General features: G+C 72.8%; 11 protein-coding genes. 10 read left to right on the top strand and 1 reads right to left on the bottom strand.

The window, feature by feature from the left end:
* Nucleotides 1-216 precede the first annotated feature (216 nt).
* Nucleotides 217-1398 carry a citrate/2-methylcitrate synthase gene (locus RM540_RS06015; protein ID WP_311662644.1) on the top strand — a complete coding sequence of 394 codons (1182 nt, stop codon included), beginning with the start codon at nucleotides 217-219 and terminating at the stop codon, nucleotides 1396-1398.
* Between the two features lie 111 nt (nucleotides 1399-1509).
* Here RM540_RS06015 and RM540_RS06010 read toward each other — a convergent pair whose 3' ends face one another.
* Nucleotides 1510-2205, bottom strand: coding sequence for a class I SAM-dependent methyltransferase (locus RM540_RS06010; protein ID WP_311662643.1), 696 nt, complete (start codon nucleotides 2203-2205; stop codon nucleotides 1510-1512).
* A 181-nt stretch (nucleotides 2206-2386) separates the two neighbouring features.
* Between RM540_RS06010 and sdhC the strand changes: the two genes are divergently transcribed.
* The 9 genes from sdhC (at nucleotide 2387) to RM540_RS05965 (ending at nucleotide 15591) form a co-directional block, all read left to right on the top strand.
* Nucleotides 2387-2794, top strand: coding sequence for a succinate dehydrogenase, cytochrome b556 subunit (sdhC, locus tag RM540_RS06005; RefSeq protein ID WP_311662642.1), 408 nt, complete (start codon nucleotides 2387-2389; stop codon nucleotides 2792-2794).
* Between the two features lie 33 nt (nucleotides 2795-2827).
* Nucleotides 2828-3406, top strand: coding sequence for a succinate dehydrogenase/fumarate reductase transmembrane subunit (locus tag RM540_RS06000; RefSeq protein WP_311662641.1), 579 nt, complete (start codon nucleotides 2828-2830; stop codon nucleotides 3404-3406).
* A 95-nt stretch (nucleotides 3407-3501) separates the two neighbouring features.
* The gene (gene sdhA / locus RM540_RS05995; protein ID WP_311662640.1) at nucleotides 3502-5253 is read left to right on the top strand and encodes a succinate dehydrogenase flavoprotein subunit; all 1752 of its coding nucleotides are present in this window, start codon (nucleotides 3502-3504) and stop codon (nucleotides 5251-5253) included.
* A 207-nt stretch (nucleotides 5254-5460) separates the two neighbouring features.
* The gene (locus tag RM540_RS05990) at nucleotides 5461-6171 is read left to right on the top strand and encodes a succinate dehydrogenase iron-sulfur subunit (RefSeq protein WP_349256300.1); all 711 of its coding nucleotides are present in this window, start codon (nucleotides 5461-5463) and stop codon (nucleotides 6169-6171) included.
* 443 nt (nucleotides 6172-6614) lie between these two features.
* Nucleotides 6615-9179: a transglycosylase domain-containing protein gene (locus tag RM540_RS05985; protein WP_311662638.1), complete on the top strand. Its 2565-nt coding sequence runs from the start codon at nucleotides 6615-6617 to the stop codon at nucleotides 9177-9179.
* Between the two features lie 289 nt (nucleotides 9180-9468).
* Complete coding sequence (locus RM540_RS05980; RefSeq protein WP_311662637.1) at nucleotides 9469-10635, top strand: ArsA family ATPase; 1167 nt, start codon at nucleotides 9469-9471, stop codon at nucleotides 10633-10635.
* 128 nt (nucleotides 10636-10763) lie between these two features.
* A complete protein-coding gene (locus RM540_RS05975; protein WP_311662636.1) occupies nucleotides 10764-12206 on the top strand; it encodes an alpha,alpha-trehalose-phosphate synthase (UDP-forming) in 1443 nt (480 codons plus the stop codon).
* 297 nt (nucleotides 12207-12503) lie between these two features.
* A complete protein-coding gene (gene otsB, locus RM540_RS05970) occupies nucleotides 12504-13214 on the top strand; it encodes a trehalose-phosphatase (protein ID WP_311662635.1) in 711 nt (236 codons plus the stop codon).
* Nucleotides 13215-13575: 361 nt separating this feature from the next.
* Nucleotides 13576-15591, top strand: coding sequence for a glycoside hydrolase family 15 protein (locus tag RM540_RS05965; RefSeq protein ID WP_311662634.1), 2016 nt, complete (start codon nucleotides 13576-13578; stop codon nucleotides 15589-15591).
* Nucleotides 15592-15663 lie beyond the last annotated feature (72 nt).

Below are 15663 nucleotides of genomic sequence, written 5' to 3'. Positions count from 1 at the left end.
CGCGTGCGGCGAAAGTACGGCACAGCCGCACGGCCGCTCGCAGATCCGGCGCGAAGACCGCGGCGGGGGCGGCGTCTGTGGAATCCCGTGGGAATCACGGGCGGGGCGGCCGATGGGGCGGCCGGGGGCGAACCCGAAGCGCCCTGGGCGGGTAGGCTGATCTCACGCATCCCGTCTCACCGGCGGCCCGCCCCGCCGCCCCGCCCCACCCCTCCGATGGCAGAGCCTACGACCGCATCCACCTCCACCGACGCCGCCGGCAACGGGGCGCCCCAGAAGTCCCGCGGCCTCGAAGGCGTGACCGCGCTCGACACTGAGCTCTCGTTCATCGACGGCCAGAAGGGCGAGCTCCTGTACCGGGGCTACACGATCGAGGACCTGGCCCAGAACGCCTCGTTCGAAGAGACGGCCTACCTCCTGTGGAAGGGCGAGCTCCCGACGCAGAGCCAGCTCGACGACCTCAACGGCCAGCTCCGCGAGGCCCGGCAGGTCCACCCCGACCTGCTCGACCACCTCCGGCACCACACGCCGAAGGGCGCCAACCCGATGGCCGCCATGCGGACGGCGCTGTCCATGCTCTCGGCCTACGACGACGAGGCCGACGTCATGGAGCCCGAGGCCAACTACCGCAAGGCGGTCCGCCTGACGGCCAAGCTCCCCACGCTCGTCGCGGCGTTCGACCGCATCCGCAAGGGGAAGGACGTGATCGCGCCCACGGGCGAGGGCTCGACGGCCCACGACTTCCTCTACCAGCTCAACGGCGAGGCGCCCGGCCCGGCCGCCGAGGAGATCATGGACGCCGCCCTCGTGCTCCACGCCGAGCACGGCCTGAACGCGTCGACGTTCACGGCCCGCGTGATCGGGTCGACGCTGGCCGACATGTACTCGGCCGTCGTCGGCGCGGTGGGCGCGCTGAAGGGGCCGCTCCACGGCGGCGCCAACATCGAGGTGATGAAGACGCTCCTCGAGCTCGACGAGTCCGGCGAGACAGCCCAGGAGTTCGTCGACCGCAAGATCGAGAACAAGGAGAAGATCATGGGCATCGGCCACCGGGTCTACAAGACGCTCGACCCGCGCGCCACGATTCTCCGCAACCTGCTCTCCGGCCTGTCCGAGGAAAAGGGCGACACGCGGTGGCTCGAGATGTCGGACACGATCCGCTCGACGGTCAAGGAGCGGAAGGGGCTCGACGCCAACGTTGATTTCTACTCGGCCAGCGTGTACTACCTGCTCGGCATCGAGGCCGACCTCTACACGCCGATCTTCGCCATGAGCCGCATGACGGGGTGGACGGCCCACCTCCTCGAGCAGTGGCAGGACAACCGCCTCATCCGCCCCCGCGCCGAGTACGTCGGCGCGCGCGGCAAGACGGTGACGCCGGTCGGCGACCGCGGCTAGCCGCCCCGCCCGAGCGGCCTCCTGCTCCGACGGCGCTCTACGGGGGCGCGGCCTTCGGGTCGCGCCCCCGCATCGTTGTTGAGGTCGCGGGCGGGGCGGCCCTCACGACCGTCAGCCGCGCCGGAGGTCGAGCGCTTCCGAGACCACGAACCGGGCGCTGTGCGCGGCCCAGCGGGCGCGGCCGAGACTCCGCCGCAGGAGCGAGGGCGGGGCGGCCGGCGGGAGCCGCTCGACGGCGAAGATGCTCCCGGCCTCCCGGTCCGAGATCACGCGCCATCGGTCGGGGCGCGCGAGGAGGAACCGGCGCACGGCGCGGGCCTTCTGGTCGGCCCCGTGGAAGCCCGGGTAGTCGTGGACGGCCACCACCCCGCCCCCCACGACGTGGGGCGTCCACAGCCGGAGGTCGGAGAGCAGCCCGCGCGCGCTGTGGTCGGCGTCGATCCACAAGAGCTCGATGGGGCCGGACCAGCCGTGCGCGACGGTCGAAGAGCGCGCCTGCGTCTGGACGACCCAATCGGTGAGGCCGGTGGCCGCCAGATGCTCCGCGAGGCGCGGGTGCTCCACGAGGTCGACCGTGTGGACGGGCCGGCCGTCGGGGCGGGACCGCTGCGCGTGCGCCAGGGCGATCGTCGACTTGCCCGCGTGCGTCCCCAGCTCGACGACGGCCCCACGCCCCTGGAGCCCGGCCGACAGGTCGTGGAGAAATCGGGGCTGCGGCGGCGCGCACATCCGCTCCGGAATGCGCTCGATGTAGGCGAGGACCTCGTCCAACGTGTCCAGGGCGGGGCGGGATGGGTGAGGCGGCAAGGTAGAGCGCCCGGTGCGGCGCGAGCGGCGCCGGCCGTCGGGGGGAGCGTGTGCAAAGAGGGCACGAGGCGCCGGTGGCGACGTACTTTGGGCGACCGCCCGGGCGTAACTTTCACTCCAGAGTGAAACCTCGCTGTCTGCCGGGCGGTAGCCCTTTTCCACCCCCAGGCCCCACGCCGCCATGGCCGTCGCCGCCGACACCGTCCGCGAGTACACCCCGAAGACCGTCCAGCGCTACCGCGTCCGCGTGGGCATGCTCGCGTGGATGCTCCACCGCCTGACGGGGCTCGCGCTCGTGGGCTACCTCGTGGTCCACGTGTGGGGGCTCAAGGCGGTCACGAACCCCGACGCCTACAACGCGCTCATCACGAGCTACCACGCGCCCATCTTCAAGGTGGGCGAGTTCCTGCTCCTGGGCGCCGTGATCTACCACGCGCTCAACGGGCTCCGCATCGTGCTCATCGACTTTATGGGGTGGAGCCCGAACCAGCAGAAGCTGTTCTGGACGCTCGGCGCCGTTGCCGCCGTGCTCTTCGCCGTCGGCGGGTACCCGTCGATCGCCGCGCTCGTCGACTGGTTCAGCAGCTAAGGACCGCCCGGTCTACCCCACCCCGCCCTCGCCATGGCAACGTCTTACGGCCGCACGGCCCGCTCCAGCGCCCTTCAGTGGTTCACCCACCGGATCACGGGCACGTTCCTCATCTTCCTGCTGATCACCCACTTCTGGGTTCAGCACTACGACCGCACGACGGCGTCCATCTCGCACTCGGTCGTGACGGCCGAGGACGCCGAGGCCGGCGTGCTCCCGCTCTACAGCGAGGAGGCCGCCGAGGCCGTCCGCGCCGCCCGCCTCCGCGACGGCGTGCGCACGGTCGAGACGCCGCGCGTGGTGCCGGCCCAGGACAGCGAGATCGTGGGCGGGGCGCCCGGGCCGACGCACCCGCCGGGCGAGGCCAGCGTGACGCCGTACGACGTCCTCATGCTCCGCCTCGCCGATCCGGTGTATTCCGTGCTCTGGAAGGGGTTCAACCTCTTGTTCCTGCTCTTCGCGCTGCACCACGGGTTCTACGGGCTCAACAATGTCCTCACCGACTACATCCGCAACGACCTCGCCCGCGTCGGCGCGACGGCCTTGTCGTGGACGCTCGCGCTCGTCCTGCTCCTGGTCGGCTCGTACTCCGTCATCGTCGCCGGCTTGTAGACAGAGGGGTGGAGGGATGGGGCATGGAGGGATGAGCAGAACGCGCATTCCTCATCCCTCTCGCATCCCTCTCCATCCCACATCCCTCCACTCCCATGACTCTCTCCCACGACATCGTTATCGTCGGCGCCGGCGGGGCCGGCCTCATGGCCGCGCTCTACGCGAGCGAGGGCGGGGCGGACGTCGCCGTCGTCTCGAAGCTCCACCCGCTCCGCAGCCACACGGGCGCGGCCCAGGGCGGGATCGGCGCGGCGCTCGGCAACGAGGAGGAGGACCACTGGCTGTGGCACGCCTTCGACACGACGAAGGGCTCGGACTACCTGGGCGACCAGGACGCGATCGAGCAGATGTGCAAGGACGCCCCGCGCACGATCATCGAGCTCGAGCACTACGGCGTGGCGTTCTCGCGGACCCGCGAGGGCAAGATCGCGCAGCGCCGGTTCGGCGGGCACACGCGCAACTTCGGTGAGGCCCCGGTCCGGCGCGCGTGCTACGCGGCCGACCGGACGGGCCACATGATCCTGCACACGCTCTACGAGCAGTGCGTCAAGAACAAGGTCACGTTCTACGACGAGTACCAGGTCCTCGACCTCATCACGGCCGAAGACGGCGAGGCCGTCGCGGGCTGCGTCGCCTACGAGATCCTGACCGGCGAGGTCCACACGTTCGAGGCGTCCATCACGTGCTTCGCGACGGGCGGCTACGGCCGGGCCTTTAAGACGACCTCGAACGCGCATGCCGGGACCGGCGACGGGTTCGCGCTCGCGCTCCGGGCTGGCCTTCCGCTGGAGGACATGGAGTTTATCCAGTTCCATCCGACGGGCCTCTACCGCCTGGGCATCCTCATCACCGAGGGCGCGCGCGGCGAGGGCGGCATCCTGCGCAACTCCGAGGGCGAGCGCTTTATGGAGCGCTACGCGCCGACGGTGAAGGACCTCGCGCCGCGCGACATGGTCTCGCAGTGCATCTACAAGGAGATCCGCGAGGGGCGGGGCGTGAACGGCAAGGACCACGTCGTGCTCGACATGACGGGCGTGGGCTCGGACGTGCTGGAGCACAAGCTGCCTGAGATCTCGACCTTTAGCCGCGTCTACCTCGGCATCGACCCGGTCAAGCAGCCGATCCCGGTCGCCCCGACGTGCCACTACGCGATGGGCGGGATCCCGACGAACGCCGACGGCCAGGTCGTAAAGTCCTCCAGCCGCGACGATAAGGTGGAGGGGTTCTACGCGGTCGGCGAGTGCGCCTGCGTGAGCGTCCACGGGGCCAACCGGCTCGGGACGAACTCGCTCCTCGACCTCGTCGTGTTCGGGCGCCGGACAGGCATGGCGATGGCCAAGCAGATCCGCCAGGAGGGGAACGCGCGGCTCCCGCTCGGCGACAAGCCGGAGGCCCGGACGCGCGAGATGCTGGACTCGATCCTGAGCCGGCCCGTCGACGCCGGCGAAAAGGCTGTCGTCGTCCGCACGGACCTCCAGGAGACCATGATGAAGAACGTCTCGGTCTATCGGACCGACGACACTCTGCAGGACGCGCTCGGCGACCTCCAGTCGCTCCGCGAGCGGGCCGCCCACGTCACGTGCGACGACAAGGGCAAGCGGTTCAACACCGACCTCATGGACGCCGTCGAGGTCCAGTTCATGGTCGACTACGCCGAGGCGATTACGGTCTCGGCGCGAAACCGGACCGAGAGCCGCGGCGCCCACCTCCGCGAGGACTACTCGGAGCGGAACGACGACGAGTGGCTCAAGCACACGCTGTTCTGGAGCGACCAGAAGGGCGGGGTGGAGATCGGCTACAAGGACGTCGTGATCACCCAGTTCCAGCCGAAGGAGCGGAAATACTAAAGGAGGGATGGAGAGGGATAGGGGATGGGGGACGAGCAGAACGCCGTCCCGCCCCGCCCGCACTTCTCCACCCCGCACCCCTCGACCTCTCATCCCATGACCGACGATCCCACACCCGTCACCGAGCCCATCGAAGACCGCGTCGAGGAGGCCGAAAAGTCGCCCTCGAACACCCCGCGCCGCCGTGCGGGCGGGGCGGCGCCGACGATGACGCTGACCGTCAAGGTCAAGCGGTTCAACCCGGAGACCGACGAGCGCCCGCACTTCGACGCGTTCCAGGTCCCGGCCGAGGCCATGGACCGGGCGCTCGACCTGCTCCACTACGTCAAGTGGCACCTCGACGGGACGCTCACATTCCGCAAGAGCTGCGCCCACGGCATCTGCGGGTCGGACGCCATGAAGATCAACGGCGAGAACCAACTCGCCTGCTCGATCCTCGTCCAGGACCTCGGCCTGAAGGACGGCGACACGGTCACGTTCGAGCCGCTGCCGGCGGCGCCGGTGATCAAGGACCTGGTGGTCGACCAGTCGCGATTTTTCGACAAGTACCGGGCGGTCATGCCGTGGCTCATCAACGACGAGGCGACGCCGGTCAAGGAGCGGATCCAGAGCCCCGAGCAGCACGCGGTGATCGAGGACGCGACCAAGTGCATCATGTGCGGGGCGTGCACGCACTCGTGCCCCTCGACCTGGGCCGACCCGGACTACCTCGGCCCGGCGGCCATGCTCAAGGCGTACCGCTACGTGTTCGACAGCCGCGACACGGAGCCCGAGGAGCGCCTGAAGGTGGTCGACTCGAAGGACGGCCTGTGGAAGTGCTACACGATCTTCAACTGCGTCCAGGCGTGCCCCAAGGGCATCGACATCACGCGGTGGCTGAGCGCGCTCAAGCGGAAGTCGGTCACGACGCGGTACTAGCAGGGGAAACGGGGGCGGGGAAAGAGGAAACGAGCAGCCGCCCCGCCCCGTCTGAGAGGCTGTTAGGTAGCCTGCTTCGAGTCTCCTCCCCCCAGCGGGGGAGGCCGGGGACCGTCAGGCCGGCGCAGCCAGGGGGGACCCGTGTCGGCCGCCCCGCCCTCGGCGGTCGCTCCGACGTCTGTCCCCCTCCCGGCCCTTTGGGTCCGGCCCTCCCCCGGTGGGGGAGGGAGAACCTCTACCGAACAGTCTCTGACAGCCCCGCCCGGTGAGGGCGGGGTGGCGTGCCCGTGCCGGCCGCCCCGCCCGCGCTCGGCCGGAGGCTCTGCAACCTACGGACCTCCCGCTCATGGCCCGTCTGGTGCGAGGGCGCTGGGCGGGGCGGCCCGACGGTGGCACGGCCTTCGCAGGCGTCGTAGGCTCCCGGTCTCCTGCCCGCCCCGCCCGTGTCGTCCCGCCGCTCCATCGGCCGCCCCGCCAAGCGCTGGGCGCCCGCTCGCCGATCGTGGAACCCGCTCGTGCGGTGGGCGCAGGCCGTCCGTGACCCGGAGGCGGGGTGGGGGCGCCGGCTGATGGCGGCCGTGGGCGGGGCGGTGGGGTTCGCGCTCGCGCTCGCGCTCGTCGGCGCGCTCGCGTTCGCGGGCTACGCGTGGCGGCTCGCGGAGAGCACGCCCGACGCCTACGCGCTGGCCCGGGCCACGCGGTCCCAGCCGACGGTGGTCCTCGACGTACGCGGGAAGCGGCTGACGCAGTTCGAGCCCGACTTCCGCGAGTGGGTGCCGCTCGACTCCATCCCGCTCCACCTCGTCGACGCCCTGCTGGCCACCGAGGACCGCCGGTTCTACGCCCACGGCGGCGTCGACGTCCGGCGGACGGCGGCGGCCGTGTGGAACACGGCGAGGGGGCGCCGCGAGGGCGGCTCGACGGTCACGCAGCAGCTGGCGCGGAACCTGTTCCCCGAGGAGATCGGGAGCGAGGGGACGGTCCGCCGGAAGACGATGGAGATGTTGGCGGCCCGCGCCATCGAGCGCGACCACACCAAACGCGAGATCCTGGAGGCCTACCTCAACACGGTCCCGTTCCTGTACAACGCGACCGGCGTCGAGCTCGCCGCGCGGACCTACTTCGGCGCGCACGCCCCCGACCTGACGGTCCCGCAGGCGGCCACGCTCGTGGCCATGCTGAAGGGGCCGGACGCCTACAACCCGGTCCGCCGCCCCGAGGCGGCCAAAAAGCGCCGCGACCTCGTGCTCCGGCTCATGGCCGACACCGGCGCGCTCTCCCGCGCCGACGCCGCGCGCTACCAGGCCGCCCCGCTCGGCGTCGAGCTCGCGCCGCAGCCGTCGACCTACAGCGCCGCGCCGCACTTTACGGCCGCCGTCCGCGCCGCGCTCGACGCGTGGGCCGTCCCGCGCGGGTACGACGTCGACCGAGACGGGCTCGTCGTGTGGACGACGCTGGACCTGGGCCTCCAGCGCGAGGCCGAGGCCGCCGTCGCCGAGCGCGCCCAGCGGCTCCAGCGGACGGCCGACGCCCAGTGGCGGCGCGGGCCGCCCCGCCGCGCCCTCGACGCCGCGCTCCGGCGGACCGACGCCTACGCCCGGCTCCGCGACGGCGGCGCGTCCGAGGCCGACGCGCTCGCCGACCGCGCGCTCGTCGACTCGGTGGGCGGGGCGGTCCGCCGCGTCGAGGCCGCGCTCGTGGCGCTCGTCCCCGAGACCGGCGCCGTCCGCGCCTATGTGGGCAGCCGCGACTTTGCCGTCGACGAGTACGACCACGCCGGCGTCGCGCGGCGCCAGCCGGGCTCGACGTTCAAGGCGTTCGTGTTCGCGAGCGCGCTCCAGCGCGGCTACGCCCCCGACGATGAGATCGAGGGCGGGGCGGCGACCGTCGAGTTGGACGACGGGACCGAGTGGACGCCGACCGGCGGCGTCAGCGCCGGCACGCTCGAAGACGCCCTGGCCTACTCGAAGAACGCGGCGACGGCCCGGCTCACGCAGGAGGTCGGCCCGCACCGGGTCGCGCTCGTGGCCCAGCAGATGGGGGTCGAGAGCCCGCTCGACGTGGTCCCGTCGATCGGCCTGGGCACGAGCCCGGTCACGCTGCTCGAAATGGTGAGCGCCTACGGGACGGCCGCCAACGAGGGCCTCCGCCGCGCGCCCCTGCTCATCACGCGCGTCGAGACGGCGTCGGGCCAGGTGCTCGACACGTTCGGCGGGACCGGCGCGCAGGTGCTCACGCGCCGCGACGCCCGCAACCTCGTCCAGATGCTGCGCGCGGCCGTCGACCGGGGGACCGGCCGCGACCTCCGCCGGCTGGGCGCGACCGGCGACCTGGCCGGCAAGACCGGGACCACGCAGCGCTACGCCGACGGCTGGTTTATCGCGCTCCGCCCCGGCCTCGCCGTCGGCGCCTGGGTCGGGTTCAACGACCCGCGCGTCACGTTCCGCTCCAAGGCGACCGGCGAGGGGTCGAAGACGGCGCTGCCCGTCGTCGCCGGCTTCCTCTCGCGCGTGCAGGACCGGCTCCCGCCGGCCACGCTCCCCGCCCCGCCCGAGACGTTCGACTTCGCCTTCGGCGCGGACTCGCTGACCACGGGCGACCCCTGGGGCGGCGGCTCGTGGGAGGACGACCCGTGGGGCGACGGCGCCTACGGGGCGGGGTGGGACGTCGACCGGCCGCTCCGCGGCGACAGTCTGGACATCGAGCGGCCCGAGCAGGACCGCCCCGCGCTCGGGTCGGGCCGCCCCGCCCGCGACGCCGGGTGGAGCGGGGCGGCCGACCGCGGCCGCATCGGGCCGCCGGACCCGCGGGGCCAGCCACCGCCCCGCCTACGCGGGCCAGGCGCGCCGCGCGCGCCCGAGGCGCCGCGCGAGCCGGCCGGGGCCGCCCCGCCCCGGACTGCCCCGCCCCGGGAGCCCGCGCCCGTGACGAACCCCAACAACCGGGGTGGCCGGACAGCCGAGGAGATGATCCGCGACGCCCGCGACGGCGGGGCGGACGACGGGTGACGGACGGGGTGGTCGGACGGTGGGCGACGAGTGAAGAGTGACGGGCGGGGCGGCTGGTGCTGTGCCAGGGGTCTCGTGAGGAGTGGGTTCGCCGAGCCGGGGCGCGTGATTCGTGATGCGTGAGGTCGCTCTGGGGCACCCTCACGCATCACGAATCACGTGTCGATCCCGAAGCCGCTGGCCCGATCTGGCCTGACGCAGCACAGGGCGGACCCAGAGGGCGGGGCGGCCGGAGGGAACGGCGCAGCCTCTGGACCCTTCACCCATCACTCATCACCCGTTACTCGCCATGCCTCGCGTCCTGCTGTTTACCGGAAAGGGCGGGGTGGGGAAGACGACCTGCGCCGCGGCCACGGCCCTCGCCTGCGCCAAGCAGGGGAAGCGCACGCTCGTCCTCTCGACCGACCCCGCCCACTCGCTCGCCGACGCCGTCGACCGCCCGCTCGGGCCGGAGCCCCAGGAGATCGCCCCGCGCCTGGACGCGATGGAGGTCGACATGTACTACTCGATGCGGAAGTACTGGGGCAACATGCGCGAGCTGGTCCGGGCCGTCCTCCGGTTCCAGGGCGCCGACGCGATCGCGGCCGAGGAGCTCGCCGCGCTCCCGGGCATGGGCGAGGGCTCGGCGCTGCTCTGGCTCGACCAGTTCTACCGCTCGGGCGACTACGACGTGATCGTGCTCGACGCCGCCCCGACCGGCGAGACGCTCACGCTCCTCACGCTCCCCCAAGTCACGCAGTGGTGGCTCCAGAAGGCGTTCCCGCTGCAGAAGACGGCCATCAAGACCGTCGGGTTCGCCGTCCGCAAGACGACCGGGATCCCGCTGGACCGCGGCTACGAGGAGCTCGACGCCCTGTTCGGGAAGCTGGGCGAGGTCCAGGAGGTCCTGCAAGACCCGCAGGTGACGAGCGCGCGCCTGGTCATGAACCCCGAGCGCATGGTGATCCAGGAGGCCAAGCGCGCCTACACCTACCTCCAGCTCTACGGCTACGGCGTCGACGCGGCGATCGTGAACCGCGTGGTGCCCGAGGACGAGGCAGGCGGCGTGATGGCAAAGTACGTCGAGGCCCAGGCGGGCTACTTGAGGGAGATCGAGGAGACGTTCGCCCCGCTCCCGGTCCTGCGCGTGCCGCACCTGGGCCAGGAGGTGTTCGGGCTCGACCTCCTGGAGCAGATCGGCGCCGGCCTCTACGCCGATCGCGACCCGGCCGCCGTCTACCACGCCGAGCCGTCCTACACGGTCGAGAACGAGGGCGACGCCTACACCGTCTCGATCAAGGTCCCCTACGCCGACGACGCCGACGTCGAGGCCGAGCAGTTCGGCGACGACCTCGTGGTCCAGGTCCGCAACCAGCGCCGGAACGTGACGCTCCCGGCGTTCCTGGCCTACTACCGGCTCGCGAGCGCCGGCGTCGACGGCGGCTGGCTCCGCGCGCGGTTCGTGCCCGAGCCGTAAGGCGCGGGCGGTGCAACGCCGGTCGCCCCGCCCGCGCCGTCAGGAACGCCCTGGGCGGGGCGGCGGCGGCGGCCGAGGCGAACAGCGCGGGCGGGGCGGCGTACCCACACGACACTCCCGCCCCGCCCGTGTCGCTCGTCCTCGTCGCCAACCGCGCCCCGATCCGCCCGACGTCGACGGGGTGGGCGCCCGCGTTGGGCGGGCTCGCGTCGGCGCTCCTCCCCGTGCTCGAGGCCCAGGGCGGGGCGTGGGTGGCCATGCAGGAGCCCGACGAGCGGACCCCGCTGTTCCAGCGCTACCCCGACGACGACCCGCGGTTCACGGTCCGCCGCGTGCCGCTCGAGGAGCCCGAATACGCCGCGTTCTACCAGGGCATGGCCAACCGCGTGCTGTGGCCGCTGGCCCACTACCTCGTCGAGCACGTCGAGCCCGAGCGCACGTTCCGCGACGCCTACCGCGCGGTCAACCGCCGGTTCGCGCACGCCGCCCTCGACGTGGCCCGCGAGCAGGGCGGGGCGGTCCAGTTCTGGATCCAGGACTACCACATGATGCTGGTCCCCGAGATGATCCGCGGAGCGCTCGCGGGCGCCCAGGTCGGCTTTTTCTGGCACGTCCCGTGGCCGGCGTCCGAGGTGTTCCGCATCGTGCCGTCGGCGACGGCGCTCCTGAAGGGTTTGCTGGGGTCGGACCTGATCGGGTTCCACACCGAGGGCTACGCCGAGAACTTCCGCGAGTCGGCGCGCGACCTGCTGGGGGCCGAGATCGACCCGGAGGGCGTGCACTGGCAGGGCCGCCACGTCCGCGTCGAGGCGCACCCGATCGGGATCGACGTCGAGCGGTTCGTGGGGTTCGGGGAACGGCCCGAGACGCAGGCGCAGGCCGAGGCGCTCGTCGAGGAGCTGGGCGACGTCCAGATCGTGCTCGGCGTCGACCGGCTGGACTACACGAAGGGGCTCCTGCTGCGGATGGAGGCGTTTGAGCGGTTCCTCGAGCTCTACCCCGAGATGCACGGGCGCGTCACGCTGCTCCAGGTCGCGACGCCGTCGCGGACGGGCGTGCCGGCCTACGACCGGCTCCGCCGCGACATGGACGAGATCACGGGGCGGATCAACGGGCGGTTCGCGCAGGGCGCGTGGGCGCCGGTCCGCTACCGCTACCGCTCGTTCACGCAGGAGGAGCTGGCCGTCCTCTACCGCGCGGCCGACGTCGCGTTTGTGACCCCGCTCCGCGACGGGATGAACCTCGTGGCCCACGAGTTCGCCGCCGTCAGCGAGCGGGGCGCGCTCGTGCTCTCCGAGCTCACGGGCGCGGCCGACTACCTCGACGGCGCCGTGTTCGTCAACCCGTACGACGCCGAGGGCATGGCCCGGTCGCTCCGCGAGGCGCTCGACCTGCCGGAGGACGACCGCCGCCGCCGGCTGGCCAGCCTCCGCGCGGCCGTCGAGCGGCTGGACGTCCACGTCTGGGCCGACCGCTTCCTGACCTCGCTCGACGGCCGCCCCGCCCCGCCCGCAGACGGCGAGGGCGGGGCGGAGCCCGAGGGCGCCGAGGCCGTCGCCGACCCCGCCTGAGAGGCTGTTTGGTAACCAACCCTGACTCTCCTCCCCTCAGCGGGGGGAGGTCGGGAGGGGGGATGTGGAGTGGCCGCCCCGCCCGCGTGCTGGGGCGGGGTGGTGGGGCGATACCCTTGCTGCCGTCGCCGCCGCGGCGTTGTACCGCCCCGCCGCCCCGGCGTCGTACAGTCTCGTCGCTGCAAGCCCGGCGTTGCATGCAACGCCGCTACAACGGCCGCCCCGCCCATGGAAAAGGCGGGGCGGGGTGGGCATCTTCCGCCTTCCGCCTTCCGCCTTCCGCCTTCCGCCTTTCCGATGCCGCCCGTCCCGCCCCGCCCGCTGCTCTTTCTCGACTACGACGGGACGCTCGCGCCCATCGTGGACGACCCGGCCGCGGCCGTCCCGCACCCGGACGTGCCGGATTTGCTGGCCCGCCTGGTCGACGCCCACCCCGTCGTCGTGATCACGGGCCGAGACCTGGCTGCGCTGGGGCGGCTCCTGGGCGGGGCGGGCGGCCCGCGCGTCCGCGCGGTCGGGCTCCACGGCGTCGAGACGGGGTGGAGCGACGGGACCGTCGAGGAGCGGGCGACCGAGGCGCACGGCGAGGCGCTCGACCGGCTCCGCGCGGCCGTCCCCGACGCCCAGGGCGTGGTCGTTGAGGACAAGGGCGCCGCGTTCGCCGTCCACTACCGGGCGGCGGCGGACCCCGACGCGGCCCGCGCCGCGCTGGAGGCGTGGGCCGAGACCGTGCCGGACGGGCTCACGCCGATCTGGGGCAAGCGCGTCGTCGAGCTCCGCCCGGCCGGCGTCTCGAAGGGAACGGCCGTCGCCGCGCTCGCCGCCGAGCACCCGGACCGGACGCCGGTCTACCTCGGCGACGACGTGACGGACGAGGACGCCTTCCGCGCGCTCCAGGCGCTCCGCCAGCCCGCTGTGACGGTCAAGGTGGGCGAGGGCGAGACGGTCGCCGGCCACCGCCTGCCGGACGTCGACGCCGTCGTCGCCTACCTGCGGGCGTTCCTGTAAGGGCGGGATCAGGGCGGGGCGGCCCTGCCCGCAGACCGCCCCGCCCGCGCGTACGTCCGTTGCTGCGCTCTCCTGGGCAGGGCGGTGGGTGCGCGCTCGCCGGCCGCCCCGCCCCGGTACGAGCGGGACGGTTGTAAGGAAGCGCCGGAACCGTTTCGCGGCCCGCCCCGGCCCGCGCTCCGGTGCGACCTTGCACCGGCTCAGGACGTCTACGCGCCCCGCCCTCAGGCTCCCGCCCGCTCCGCCGGGCGGGGCGGCGGACGTGCCGCACGACGGCGGAAGCCCGCCACTGGCGCCCGGCACGGGCCTTGCCGGCCGACCGGCTCCCGACCCGCTCACACCGCCCCCTCCCCGTCGTCCCATGGCCTCTTCCAACGGCTCCGCCCCGCCCGGCTACCTCCCCATCGAGGACTACGGCCTGATCGGCAACATGCGGACGGCCGCGCTCGTCGGCAACAACGGGTCGATCGACTGGCTCTGCCTGCCCCACTTCGACAGCCCGAGCGTGTTCGGGGCCGTCCTGGACGCCGAGCGGGGCGGGCGCTTCCACGTCGAGGTCGAGGGCGACCTCACGGGGCGCCAGACGTACCTCCCCGACTCGAACGTGCTCGTCACGCGGTACACCGACGAGAACGGGGCCGCCGAGGTCGTCGACTACATGCCCGTCGGCGACATCGGGCCGGACGCCGGGTACCACCGGCTGATCCGCCACGTCCGCGTGCTCCGCGGGCGCGTCCGCGTCCGGGTCCGCGTGGCGCCGGCGTTCGACTACGGGCGGGCGCCGCACACGGTCGAGCTGACGAGCGAGGGGGCCGTGTTCTCGGCGCCGTCGGGCGGGCCGGACGGCGGCCCCATCCGGCTCGGGCTCTCGACCGTCCGCGCGCTCCACGTCGACGACTCGGACCCCGAGCGGCCGGCGGTCGTGCGCGAGTTCGAGCTCGAACGGGGCGACCGCGTCACGCTCGAGCTCCGCTACCTCGACCCGCTGGGGACGCTCGAGGAGCCGCTCTCGCGCGAGCACGAGTACGCCCTGTTCCGCAAGACGACCGACTTCTGGCGCGACTGGCTCCGCGGCTGCACCTACACCGGGCGGTGGCGCGAGACGGTCCGCCGGAGCGCGCTCCTGCTCAAGCTGCTCACGTTCGAGCCGACGGGCGCCATCATCGCCGCGCCCACGACGTCGCTGCCGGAGCACATCGGCGGCGGCCGGAACTGGGACTACCGCTACTCCTGGATCCGCGACTCGGCGTTCTCGCTCTACGGCCTCCTGCGGATCGGGTTCACGACCGAGGCCCGCCAGTTTATCGGGTGGCTCCGCGAGCGGTGCGAGGCCGGCATGGTCGACGACCCGAACGGGCCGCTCCAGATCGTCTACGGGGTCGACGGGCGCCGGACGCTGACCGAGTTCGAGCTCCCGCACCTCGACGGCTACATGGGCTCGAAGCCGGTCCGCGTGGGGAACGGGGCGGCCGGTCAGCTCCAGCTCGACATCTACGGCGAGTTGTTGGACTCGGTGTACCTCTACGACAAGTACGGGACGCCGATCGCGTGGGAGTTCTGGCAGGACATCTGCAAGTACGTCGACTGGGTGTGCGCCAACTGGGAGCGCCCGGACGAGGGCATTTGGGAGGTCCGCGGCGAGAAAGAGCACTTCGTGTACTCGAAGCTCATGTGCTGGGTGGCGCTCGACCGCGCGCTCCGGCTGGCCGACAAGCGGAGCCTCCCCGCCCCGCGCGCGCGGTGGACGGCCACGCGCGACGCGATCTACCGGGCGATCATGGAAAAGGGCTGGAGTGAGGAGCGCGGCGCGTTCGTGCAGGCGTTCGGGAGCGACGCGCTCGACGCCTCGAACCTGCTCATGCCGCTCGTCTTCTTTACCGGCCCCAACGACCCCCGCATGATCTCGACGCTGGAGCAGACGCTGAAGGCCCCCGAGGAGGGCGGGCTGACCTCGGACTGCCTCGTGTGGCGCTACAACACGACCGAGGTCGACGACGGCGTGGGCGGCGACGAGGGCGCGTTCAACATGTGCTCGTTCTGGCTCGTCGAGGCGCTCGCGCGGGCGGGGCGGGTCGAGCCGGCCTACCTCGAAAAGGCCCGGGTCATGTTCGAGAAGATGCTGGGCTACTCGAACCACCTCGGCCTGTTCTCCGAGATGACCGGGCTCCGGGGCCAGGCGCTCGGCAACTTCCCGCAGGCGTTCTCGCACCTCGGCCTCATCTCGGCGGCCTACAACATCGACCGGGCCATCGACGCCGGCGGCAACCGCCGGCGCTCGAACCAGACGCCGGAGGCGCCGGAGCAGGCGGCGACGTCGAGCGCGCAGCGGCTCCACCCCGGCGCCGCGCCGGCCTCGCAGCCCGGGCCGACCGGCTAGCCGCCCCGCCCGCGCGCGCCCCCCAAACGCGGACCGCCCCGCCCCCCAAACGCGGACCGCCCCGCCCGCAGA

The organism is Rubrivirga litoralis (assembly GCF_031846415.1).
Classification (GTDB): Bacteria; Bacteroidota; Rhodothermia; order Rhodothermales; family Rubricoccaceae; genus Rubrivirga; species Rubrivirga litoralis.
Note: the sequence above shows the minus strand (reverse complement) of the source record. Positions and strands in the feature narration are given on the sequence as shown.